This window comes from Snodgrassella sp. W8124 (assembly GCF_016100875.1).
Lineage (GTDB): Bacteria > Pseudomonadota > Gammaproteobacteria > Burkholderiales > Neisseriaceae > Snodgrassella > Snodgrassella alvi.
Map to the genome: position 1 here is coordinate 978,540 of NZ_JACFRP010000001.1, position 11,884 is coordinate 990,423.

At 41.9% G+C, this 11,884-nt stretch carries 9 protein-coding genes; 6 read left to right on the plus strand and 3 right to left on the minus strand.

Going from position 1 to position 11,884, the window contains the following annotated elements; translation table 11 throughout:
- Positions 1 to 83 precede the first annotated feature (83 nt).
- The gene (locus H3U73_RS04315) at positions 84 to 1,472 is read left to right on the plus strand and encodes an aspartate aminotransferase family protein (protein ID WP_198190104.1); all 1,389 of its coding nucleotides are present in this window, start codon (positions 84 to 86) and stop codon (positions 1,470 to 1,472) included.
- A 69-nt stretch (positions 1,473 to 1,541) separates the two neighbouring features.
- Here H3U73_RS04315 and H3U73_RS04320 read toward each other — a convergent pair whose 3' ends face one another.
- Positions 1,542 to 2,240: a class I SAM-dependent methyltransferase gene (locus H3U73_RS04320; protein ID WP_198190105.1), complete on the minus strand. Its 699-nt coding sequence runs from the start codon at positions 2,238 to 2,240 to the stop codon at positions 1,542 to 1,544.
- 159 nt (positions 2,241 to 2,399) lie between these two features.
- Between H3U73_RS04320 and H3U73_RS04325 the strand changes: the two genes are divergently transcribed.
- Entirely contained in the window at positions 2,400 to 4,355 is a 1,956-nt protein-coding gene (locus H3U73_RS04325) for a LysM peptidoglycan-binding domain-containing protein (protein ID WP_198190106.1), read from the plus strand.
- A 77-nt stretch (positions 4,356 to 4,432) separates the two neighbouring features.
- Here H3U73_RS04325 and H3U73_RS04330 read toward each other — a convergent pair whose 3' ends face one another.
- Complete coding sequence (locus H3U73_RS04330) at positions 4,433 to 5,296, minus strand: DMT family transporter (RefSeq protein ID WP_084586206.1); 864 nt, start codon at positions 5,294 to 5,296, stop codon at positions 4,433 to 4,435.
- Between the two features lie 258 nt (positions 5,297 to 5,554).
- On the opposite strand from H3U73_RS04330, the gene H3U73_RS04335 reads away from it, so the two are divergent.
- The 4 genes from H3U73_RS04335 to H3U73_RS04350 all read left to right on the plus strand — a co-directional run bounded on the left by H3U73_RS04335 (position 5,555) and on the right by H3U73_RS04350 (position 11,194).
- The gene (locus tag H3U73_RS04335; protein ID WP_078475545.1) at positions 5,555 to 5,881 is read left to right on the plus strand and encodes a hypothetical protein; all 327 of its coding nucleotides are present in this window, start codon (positions 5,555 to 5,557) and stop codon (positions 5,879 to 5,881) included.
- A gap of 29 nt (positions 5,882 to 5,910) precedes the next feature.
- The gene (locus tag H3U73_RS04340) at positions 5,911 to 7,239 is read left to right on the plus strand and encodes an MFS transporter (protein ID WP_232336198.1); all 1,329 of its coding nucleotides are present in this window, start codon (positions 5,911 to 5,913) and stop codon (positions 7,237 to 7,239) included.
- A gap of 123 nt (positions 7,240 to 7,362) precedes the next feature.
- Complete coding sequence (gene uvrA / locus H3U73_RS04345) at positions 7,363 to 10,191, plus strand: excinuclease ABC subunit UvrA (RefSeq protein WP_198190107.1); 2,829 nt, start codon at positions 7,363 to 7,365, stop codon at positions 10,189 to 10,191.
- Positions 10,192 to 10,351: 160 nt separating this feature from the next.
- A complete protein-coding gene (locus tag H3U73_RS04350) occupies positions 10,352 to 11,194 on the plus strand; it encodes a MetQ/NlpA family ABC transporter substrate-binding protein (protein WP_037393445.1) in 843 nt (280 codons plus the stop codon).
- Positions 11,195 to 11,278: 84 nt separating this feature from the next.
- Here the strand turns inward: H3U73_RS04350 and H3U73_RS04355 are convergent, their stop codons facing one another.
- Positions 11,279 to 11,851, minus strand: a complete 573-nt coding sequence (locus tag H3U73_RS04355) for a pseudouridine synthase (protein ID WP_084586208.1) — start codon at positions 11,849 to 11,851, stop codon at positions 11,279 to 11,281.
- Positions 11,852 to 11,884 lie beyond the last annotated feature (33 nt).

The window sequence follows — 11,884 nt, forward strand, 5'->3', positions numbered from 1 at the left end:
ATCTCAATAGCATATTTCAACTGTTATTCTTGTACTTGTACATTGAATGATTGCTTATAACATTTTAAAACAAAGGAGTTTTTATGAGTAATAAAACCGATGTGAGACTGGCTGTAAAACATCATTTACATCCATTTTCCGATAATGCTGAGCTTAAAAAACACGGTGTACGCATGATGGTTAAAGCAAAAGGCATTTATGTATATGATAGTGACGGCAATGAAATCATTGACGGTATGGCCGGGTTGTGGTGTGTCAATATTGGATACGGAGAAAAAAAACTGGCTAAAATTGCCGAGAAACAAATGCAAGTGCTGCCGTTTTACAATACTTTCTTCAAAACAACCCATCCTGCAATCATTAAATTATCGGAAAAACTGGTTGAAATCACACCGGAGGGATTTAATCATGTGTTTTATACCAACTCCGGTTCTGAATCGGTTGATACCATGATACGTATGGTGCGCCATTACTGGGCATCTGTCGGCAAGCCTTCTAAAAAAGTGATCATTGGTCGCTGGAACGGCTATCACGGCTCTACCTTAGGCGGAGCAAGTCTGGGTGGTATGAAAGGCATGCATGAGCAAGGTGACTTACCGATTGCCAATATAGTTCATATTGAACAACCCTGGTATTACGGCTTAGCCAAAACTGGTGAAAGTGAAGAAGAATTCGGTATTCGAGCTGCTAACTGGCTTGAAGAAAAAATTCTTTCACTGGGTGCGGATAAAATTGCAGCTTTTGTTGCAGAACCGATTCAGGGAGCTGGCGGAGTGATTATTCCTCCTACAAGTTACTGGCCGCGAATTGAAGCTATCTGTAAAAAATATGACGTACTACTGGTAGCTGATGAAGTAATTTGCGGCTATGGGCGCACTGGCAGATGGTTTGGATTCGAAACTTTTGGTTTTACGCCAGATATTTTTACGACAGCTAAAGGACTATCCTCCGGCTATTTACCAATCGGGGCAGTTCTGGTTAATGACAAAGTAACAGAAGGTTTGCTGGCCGGGGGTGAGTTTAATCATGGCTTTACTTACAGCGGGCATCCGGTTTCAGCCGCAGTTGCCTGTGCGAACCTGAATATAATTGATAAAAAGAATCTGATTGAAAAGGTACGTACCAAAACAGGTCCTTATATGCGTAAGCGCTGGCAGGAAACATTCAGTCAGTTTAAATATGTTGCTGATATTCGCAGTGAAGGATTGATGTGTGGTTTTACACTGGTAAAAAACCGTGATACTCGCGAGTTCTTTGATGATTTCGGCACTACAGGTTTGATTTGCCGGGATATCTTTTTTAAGAACAATCTGATTTTCCGTGCCTGTGGTGACCACATTGTAGCTGCTCCTCCGCTAATTATTTCCAAAAAGGAAATTGATAATATGCTGGCAATCGCCAGTGTGTGCATGCGTGAATTTGAGGAACTTATGGACAAAAAGCTGGACTGTAAGACAGATAAGGCTGCCTGAAATTGATTAAACAAAAACCTGGGTGACCGCTCAGGTTTTTGTTTATTTTAGAGAGTGAATTTATCGCTCTTATTCTATGCTTTTCAAAGCAACTGATGGTGCCGGATTCAGCAACATATTTGCATTCTGCACAGTTAAAGTGAGCGGTACAGTTCGCTTAACCAGTACTAGCCCGTAAACAGCTGCCAGATGTGGCCACCAGCGATTACCCATATATTCTATAGCCTTGTGACTATCACCGTAACAGGCCGGAATACCATAACCCATAAACTGTCCTTCTTCCAGAAACAGGCCAAAGCGTTGCATCTTATCAACAGCCGTACGAGCAGACAGTAACTTTAAAGCAGAATGACCTTTCAGGCTGCTCTGATAAAACAGGCGCCAATATCCATGAATATTTAAGCCGGTCAATATAAGATGCCCGCCGGGCACCAGAACACGAGCTATTTCAGCTATAGAATCTTCATAATCGGATAAAGTATCCAGACCATGAGGCCAGATAATGGTATCTATACTTTGCTGAGCCCAGGGTAAGGCCTTACATACAGCAATAACTGCTGTACCACTATCGGCTATATTACTTTGTACAATATACTGGGACTCAGCTGCAAAAACATGCTGGAACTGCCATTGTGATATACCGCATTGTAATATGGTGCCAAAACGCAACCCTGCTAATTTATGCAGGATAAACTGCTGCTCCAGCCGGCTTAAATAGAGACCAAATTTATGTTCGGTCAGCCAGTTTTCCAATTGCTGAGTATTCATTCAAACACCATTATGTACCATATTAAATCTAAGCTGCAGACCATTGAATCATTTTATTGCATTTACATCATTACTGTAAAAATAGGGATTTATCCTTGACCGTTAAGAATTTCCTCTTTAATATTAATAGGATTTTGCACAAATTTTACGGTTAAACGAATGGCTAAATTGAAGCATATGGTACTGGCACTTACTGGCCTGATACTTGCTCCCTCATTATCATTTGCCCAATCTTACACCAGTAATGGCATTGGTTTATCAATAATGAATCTGAATGCGGCTACCTTGAAAGGAAAAACGTATTCTAATCATGATATCTGGGGGCGTATGCGTCAGGATTTCCGTATGACCGAGGTTAATCCTGAAATTATTCGCCGGCAGGAGCAGTATTATTCAAGCCACAGCGATTACTTTAACCGCACGGTTGTGCGCAGTCAGCCTTATTTATATCACATCGTAAATGAAGCAGAAAAACGTCAGATGCCGGCTGAAGTAGCTTTACTGCCGTTTATTGAGAGTGCTTTCGTCAGCAAGGCTCAGTCGCGGGTAGGAGCTTCCGGTCTGTGGCAGTTTATGCCCAGTAGCGGTCGACAGTACGGGCTGGAACAGACTAATCTCTATGATGGTCGTCACGACGTATATGCAGCGACCGATGCTGCTTTAACTTATCTGCAATATCTTTATAGCCTGTTTGGTGACTGGTCACTGGCTCTGGCGGCCTATAACTGGGGAGAAGGTAATGTTGGTAAGGCTATCAAACGTGCCCAGCTGGCCGGTATAGATCCTACCTATGAAAATCTGCGCATGCCAAATGAAACCCGCAATTATGTGCCGAAATTACTGGCTGTGCGGAATATTATCGAAAATCCGCAGGCCTTTGGTGTTAATCTGGTTTCTGTACCGAACCGTCCCTACTTTGAAGCAATTAGCATTGATCAGCCAATTGATATTGATGCAGCTGCCCGACTGGCGAATATTTCGACTTCAGAATTTCTAACCCTTAATCCAAGTTTCAAGAGTCCGGTTTTTATTCCTAAAGAAAATCGTAAAATGCTGCTACCGATTACCGCAGTAAATACTTTTGAACGCAATTACCGCAACGCAGATAAAAATACTCTGCTTTCATGGAATATCTTTAAAGCATATTCAACCACCAGTGTAGCTGATTTAGCTGCACAAACCGGAATGAGCAGTGCAGAAATCAAGCGGCTGAATAATTTGTCCAGCAATACTGTACCAGCCGGTCGCAGCCTGCTTATCAGTAAAAATAGTTTAAACACTCAGCTTATGGATTCTTTCCGCAACAGTGATACAGATCCATTACTGAATATTGCTATGGCAAAACCAGTATTACCTCCGGGCACGTTTGTGACTCATCCGGCAGCAACTACTGTTGCTCAGGCTGATAAAGTTACTGATACCGGCAATGTATCTGTACCAGCTCTTACTGAAACAGTTACAACCACAACATCCACTGTACTGAATACTGACCAGCCGTCACCGGTCAATACAACAGTACAAACCCAAACCATAACCGTGGCTGAAAACGCAGCAACCCCGGCTGAATTGCCTGCTCCTGTTGCAACCAATAAGGATGCACTGATGCAGGTTGCACAGGATGCGCAATTACAGGCAGCTGCTGCGGCTTCTGTTCAAAAAGCACTGGCACAGGCTGAACGTGAAGAAGCTCAGACTGCTGCCCATCTGGCTGAAAACCGTAATGAACGCACCCTACGCAATATCATCAACGTTGCGGACAAACGCAGTAATATTGCTCATAAAGTGAATAAGGGTGATACATTGTATTCAATTGCCCAGCGCTATAATATCAATGTAGCTGATCTGGTTACTGCCAATAATCTGCGCGGTCATAATCTGCAGGTTGGTCAGGTACTGAAAATTAGCCCGAATCAGGATAATAAACGGATGCTGGCTGCTGTACGTAAAGGTAAAGACTCTAAATCCAGTGTAGTTCCTGTTTCATACACGGTAAAAAAAGGCGATACGCTTAGCAGCATAGCTCAGCGCCTGAATATTCCTGTAAGTAAATTGCAAAAAGTACATGGGAAACAAGTATTACGTCCCGGTCAGAAAATTAAGCTGACCAATCTGTAGCTTTACAGCATATCATTGCAATTAATTCAAAAAGGTTAGTGTATATTCACTAACCTTTTATTTTTAGCTATATAAATTTAATTCTTTTTTGGAATAAATATACAGGTAGTTGCCGCTCCGATAACCATAACTATTCCGGCAAAAGCCTGTATATTTACCGTTTCATTCAATAATAGAATGGCCGTTATTACTCCGAAAACCGGTTCCATAGCCAGAAATATCCCGCTCACACTGGCAGAAACATTTTCCAGCCCTTTATTCCAGCACCATGCAGCCACCAGACTGCATCCGATACCCAGATAAGCTATAGCACCAATACCTTGAAAAGAATAATGAATATCCCAGCTTTCAACTAGAAACAGCATAAACGGCAAACCAAATACAGTACCCGTTTGCAACGTTAAGGCTGTATATATCTTAACATCTATTTCGCGTAGTAACTTTTGTGACAAACGTATCCAGAAAGCCATGACAATAGTTGAAGTAAATACCAGCGAGACTCCCAACAAAGCAGTATTACCACTGGCTTTTTCTGGTTTACCTACTACCAGCAGCACCCCTATAAAAGCCACAATGCCCAGTATAAATACCAGCAATGGTGTTTTTTCGCGAAAAAAAATCAGACCCACCAGTACTATAATAATTGGTTCCATACCAATAATGGTGACCGCATTGACCGCAGGAATAAGTTTCAAACCTGTAACCTGTAACAGATAAGTTACAGGATATGTCAGCAATCCTAGTCCGATAATTTTGATCAGTTGTACTTTGGAAATAACATTATGGTTTTTAAAATAGCTCCACGTGATGGGTAAGGTAACTACTGCTGCCAATATCAGCCTGCCGAGTACCACAAGTGCCGGATCCAGCATGTCATAAGCCATTTTTGTAGCAATAAACGAGCTACCCCACATAAATGAAGCAATTAAGAGATAAAGCATAATTTCAAACTAAAACAAACTAAAAATTCTGCGCACTGACCCGTTTTAAATATATGATTCAATCAATCTGAACAAATATTTGTCAGTGTTTTAACCAAATATCATGTCTATTTGCAATACGTTTCAAAGCCAGTACGCTTTTCTGTACACAAAAGCATGCATATTAGCATACACAAACATTTATAAACTGCTAGAATCCTCCCAGCAGAATAAATAATTTGGCTAAGCTCTTCTCTGAATTAAAAGAAATTTTTGACTATGTTTTATTTTAGTATTAACAGTCCGGACAACTGTCATCTTGGTTTTCTGGTACTTATGGATGAAGATAATTCAGCTTATACTGATGGAGCTACCGGCTATTATGCTGTTAAAGCACAGGCTGACGAAACAGACCAGCAAGCTTGTCCGGCACAATGGCAGATATTGCAGCAATTATCAGAGCAAGACAGTCTTCGTTGGTTTCGCAAAGCCGATTATGTTCAGCTTTGTGATGCTGAAAACAATATTATAGGGCGTTTACAGCAACAATATCTCATCTTATGTGGTCAGCATTTTATACTAAATGACCTCACCGGCACCCTGTAACCACAACATATGTATTGGTAAGGTTATTTATGTCTACACCTGATATGCTTCCATCCGGCAACCAGTTTGCTTTCGCCTGTACCAAACGATTTCTACCGCTGTTTGGTACTCAGTTTTTTGGTGCGTTTAATGATAATCTGTTTAAAACCTCATTATTCGTTTTAATCAGCTTTTATGGGCTTGGCGCTAATTCACGGTTACCAGCAAGCCAGATGCTGAATGCTGGTGCCCTGCTGTATATTCTGCCCTTTTTTCTTTTCTCTGCATTATCTGGTGAATTATCTAATAAAATGGATAAAGCCATTCTGGCGCGCTGGATAAAAACTGCGGAAATCTGCATTATGCTGATAGCAGGTGTCGGCTTTTGGATGCAGTCTGTCACAATATTGATGTTATGCCTGTTTCTGATGGGCACACATTCTACCTTGTTCGGTCCGTTGAAATATGCGGTATTACCAGAATATCTCCCTAAATATGAACTACTCAACGGTAATAGCCTGATCGAAAGCGGTACGTTTCTATCAATATTATTCGGGCAGATTTTAGGTACTATTCTGGCTGGCACCAATACAGCATGGCTGTTTGGTATCCTGCTGTTCGTCGCTATTCTGGGTCAGATTGCCAGTATATTTATGCCAAGGGTACCCGCACAAATTCCACAGCAATATATTGATTCAAACATCATGCGGAGTACAAAACAGCTACTTCGGCAAACTTATCTGCAAAAAAATCTCTGGATTGCCATTATCGGTATTTCCTGGTTCTGGCTGATTGGTTCTGTATATATAACCCAGCTCCCTACTTTTACCCGTTTGAATCTTGGTGGAAACGAAGCTGTATTTAATTTAATGCTAACACTCTTCTCCCTTGGCATAGGTACGGGTTCTATTGTTTGTGCACGGATTAGCCGCCATCAGTTACATCTTAGTCTGGTTGTGATCGGGACAATCGGCCTGAGTATATTCGGTCTGCTGCTGGTATGGTTCACACCGTCACAACCTAATCTGCCAGTTGCCGGTATCGGTACATTTATCGGCCGGCCGGACAGCATGGCAATAATCATTTGCATAATCGGTATTGGTTTTTTCGGCGGCTTTTTCTCATTGCCGTTATACACATGGCTGCAAACAGCCAGCAGCGATCAGTTCCGTTCACATGCAATTGCTGCCAATAATATTATCAACGGCCTGTTTATGGTTTGTGCAGCCATATTAAGCGCTGTATTTATCTGGCTGTTTAACAGTATTAATGCCTTATACATGATTGTGGCGCTGGGAAATGTGCCCGTTTTAATTTACTTATTGCGAAATCAAGAGTTACGTATTGATTTTAAGGAATTTATTTTACGAAAACATTAAAACGTTTACCTGATAGCTTTAAATTAGCGTTTTGAAATAGGTATAATATCGGTTGGTTTTAATAAACAGCAATTTAATTAAAGCCGGTATCCTCTTTTATCCAGCTAGTTTGGGCAAGGCATTATGTCAGATAACGATACGATTCATATTCGCGGTGCACGCACACACAATCTTAAAAATATAGATCTGGATATTCCCCGTCATCAACTGGTTGTCATTACCGGTTTGTCCGGTAGTGGTAAATCCTCGCTGGCTTTTGATACTTTGTATGCAGAAGGACAACGACGCTACGTAGAAAGTCTGTCGGCTTATGCTCGCCAGTTTTTGCAAATGATGGAAAAACCGGATGTTGATTTAATTGAAGGTTTGTCACCAGCTATTTCCATTGAGCAGAAAGCAACCAGTCATAATCCGCGCTCTACCGTAGGAACAGTCACTGAAATTCATGACTATTTGCGCTTATTGTATGCACGTGTCGGTACACCTTATTGTCCTGAACATAACCTGCCTTTATCCAGTCAGACTGTTTCCCAGATGGTTGACCATATACTGAACCTGCCTGAAGAAAGCCGGGTAATGATTCTGGCTCCGGCAGTGCGCGGTCGCAAAGGTGAATTTCTTGAATACTTTGCTGATTTACAAGTACAGGGTTTTGCACGGGTTCGCGTTGATGGTGAGGTATATGCGATTGAAGAAGTACCAAAACTGCAAAAAAACATCAAGCATGATATAGATGTGGTTATTGACCGGGTAAAAGTACGCGCGGATATCAAACAGCGTTTGGCTGAAAGTTTTGAAACTGCACTACGTCTGGGTAATGAGCGTGCTCTGGCCATCGAAATGGATAGTGGTAAAGAACACTGGTTTTCAGCACGCTTTGCCTGTCCGGTATGTTCGTATAGTCTTCAGGAACTCGAACCACGTCTTTTCAGCTTTAACAACCCTGTCGGAGCCTGTCCCAGTTGTGACGGACTCGGCAGCATGGATTATTTTGATCCTGAGCGAGTAGTAATGCATCCGGATTTATCGCTGGCCGCAGGAGCAATCAAGGGCTGGGATAAACGTAATACTTTCTATTTCCAGATGATTCAGTCACTCGGACAGCATTTTAAATTTGACGTTAATACGCCATTTAATGAATTAAAGGAAGAAATCCAGAATATTATTCTTTATGGTTCCGGTAAAGAGCAGATTGAATTTACCTATCTGTCTGAACGGGGCACAAAATTTACCCGCAGTCATCCGTTTGAAGGTATTCTGCCCAATCTCGAAAGGCGCTACCGCGAAACAGATTCCGCTACCGTACGCGAAGAATTAGCCCAGTATCAAAGTCATCGAGCCTGTCCGGCCTGCGGCGGTGCCCGTTTGCGAACAGAAGCCCGATATGTCTATATAGGCGGAAAATCATTACCGGATGTCAATGCATGGCCGTTAACAGCCACACTGGATTTTTTCCAGAATCTGAATTTGGAAGGTAATAAAAAACAGATTGCTGAAAAAATTCTTAAAGAAATTAATGAGCGCCTTGGTTTTCTGATTAATGTCGGCCTAAATTACCTGAGTCTGGCACGCAGTGCTGAAACCTTATCTGGTGGTGAAGCTCAGCGTATCCGGCTGGCCAGCCAGATTGGTTCCGGCCTGACAGGTGTCATGTATGTACTGGATGAACCATCTATCGGCCTGCATCAGCGCGATAATGACCGCCTCCTCGATACACTGAAACATCTGCGCGATCTGGGTAACAGCGTAATTGTCGTTGAGCATGATGAAGATGCTATCCGTGCCGCCGATTTTGTTGTCGATATGGGACCTGGTGCCGGTGAGCATGGCGGACAAGTTATTATCGCAGCTTCACCTGAAAAGGTGGCAGCATGCAAAGAATCCATAACAGGACAATATCTGAGCGGAGAAAAAGCCATTAGCATGCCGGAACAGCGCAGTCCGGTTGATAAAGAGCGCTTACTGATATTAAGCGGCGCCAGTGGCAATAATCTTAAAAATGTAACCCTTACCTTACCTCTCGGCCTGATTACCTGTATTACCGGCGTTTCCGGCAGCGGCAAATCAACTTTGATTAACGACACACTGGCAAAAATTACTGCACGTGAATTAAATCGTGCTAGTGAAGAGCCTGCTCCTTATGAAGATATCAAAGGACTGGAGCATCTGGATAAAGTTATTAATGTTGATCAGTCTCCCATAGGAAGGACTCCGCGTTCTAATCCTGCCACGTATACCGGCCTGTTTACACCTATCCGTGAACTGTTTGCCGGGGTACCACTGTCTCGTGAACGCGGATATACAGTTGGCCGATTCTCTTTTAATGTAAAAGGCGGACGCTGTGAAGCCTGTCAGGGTGATGGTGTTATTAAAGTAGAAATGCATTTTCTTCCCGACATTTATGTACCCTGCGAGGTTTGTCATGGTAAACGCTATAATCGTGAAACACTAGAAATACAATACAAAGGCAAAAATATCAGTGAAATTCTGGAAATGACCGTAGAAGAAGCCTGTACATTTTTCGATGCTGTACCAACAATTAAACGAAAATTGCAGACATTGCTGGACGTAGGACTGGGTTATGTACGATTAGGACAGTCTGCCACTACACTTTCCGGCGGTGAAGCTCAACGGGTAAAACTGGCGCTGGAACTCTCCAAACGCGATACCGGGCGAACACTTTATATACTTGATGAACCAACCACTGGCTTACATTTTGCCGATATAGCTCTGTTACTGGACGTTATTCATCGCCTGAAAGGGAAAGGTAATAGTATTGTTATTATCGAACATAATCTGGATGTAATTAAAACAGCTGACTATATCGTTGATCTGGGTCCGGAAGGTGGCGATGGAGGCGGTACGATTATCGCGGAAGGCACTCCGGAAGAAGTTGCAGCCAATCCTAAAAGCTATACCGGAAAATATCTTAAGCCAATGCTTGGCAAATAAATAAATTAAACTGTGCGGCTGTTATCGGCCGCATAGTTTAATTACCAGTTAAAAGAATTATTAACCAAAGTAAACATGCATGTAAAAAATACAAGTAACATGCATTTTGTGTTAATGTTTAGCTGTATATTTCTATTGCGTATCTTACTCAAGGTTAAATATGAAAAAATTGTTATTTGCATTATTGTCAGTGGCAGCAATCAGTACGGTACTGACAGCGTGTACTCAGAAAACTGAATCCGTACCGGCCGCCAGTTCTGGCAGCACTCCTGCAACAACAGATAAAACAATACTGAAAGTTGCTGCTTCACCTGTTCCTCATGCAGAAATTCTCCAGGTAGCTAAACCATTACTGGAAAAAGAAGGAATTGATTTACAAATCATTCAGATGACTGACTATGTACGTCCGAATATCGCCCTGAATGAGAAAGATGTAGATGCTAACTTCTCTCAGCATAAACCTTATCTGGAAGATTTTGTCCAGAAACACAAAATGCAGTTAACACCGATTGCCAATATTCATGTAGAACCGATGGGTATTTACTCTAAAAAAGTAAAAGCACTCAGTGAAACACCTGATGACGGGCTGGTTACTATTCCAAATGATGCTACCAATGGTGGTCGAGCTTTGTTATTGCTACAAAAAGCCGGTTTAATTAAATTAAAAGCAGATGCGGGTATCAGTGCTACTGTACGTGATATTGTTGATAATCCGAAACATCTCAAAATTACACCAATGGATGCGCCTCAGTTACCGCGTACTTTAAATGATGCTACTCTGTCTGTAATTAATACCAATTTTGCTATGGAAGCTAAACTGGTACCAACCAAAGATGCTTTATTTATTGAATCAAAAGATTCACCTTATGCAAATATTCTGGTTGTCCGCACAGGGGATGAAAACCGTGATGCAATCCAAAAACTGAAACAGGCCATGACTTCACCTGAAGTGAAAAAATTTATTGAAGAAAAATATCAGGGTGCCATCATCCCTGCATTCTGATTAATTATTTCATTTTAGGAAATAAAATAAACCCTTATGTTTGTAACATAAGGGTTATTTTTAATGTATGGCAATACAAAATATTTATAATAAATCTTTTGGATTCACAGCCTGCCACTTTCCCAAAGGTAACTTAAGGGAAAAAACATCAAGCTGCCCTATTCCTACTCGCACTAAACGTAAACAAGGCCAGCCGATTTTTGCACACATACGTCGTACCTGCCTGTTTTTACCTTCACTGATTCGAATTTGCAGCCAGAAATCACTTACTGTTTTGCGTTCTCGAATTGGCGGTACTCGTGGCCATAAACGGGCACTATCAGCAGCACTAACCAATTGGACTTGAGCCGGCTGTGTAATAAAGTCGCCCAGATTTACCCCGTCAGCCAATTGCTGTATGCGTTCATTATCCGCTTTACCTTCCACCTGTGCCCAGTATGTTTTTATCAGTTTATACTTAGGATGAGCAATTTTTGCCTGTAAACGTCCGTTGGCAGTTAATAAAAGTAATCCTTCACTATCCGTATCCAGCCGGCCTGCCGGATAGACATCCGGTAATGATACATATTGCTTCAGAGTAGGATGTTTCTCATGAGCGCTAAACTGACAAATCACACCATAGGGTTTATTCAGTACAATCAGTTCAGGTACAGACATTATGCTTCCAATCAGAAAATCAGGCTGTCAGGA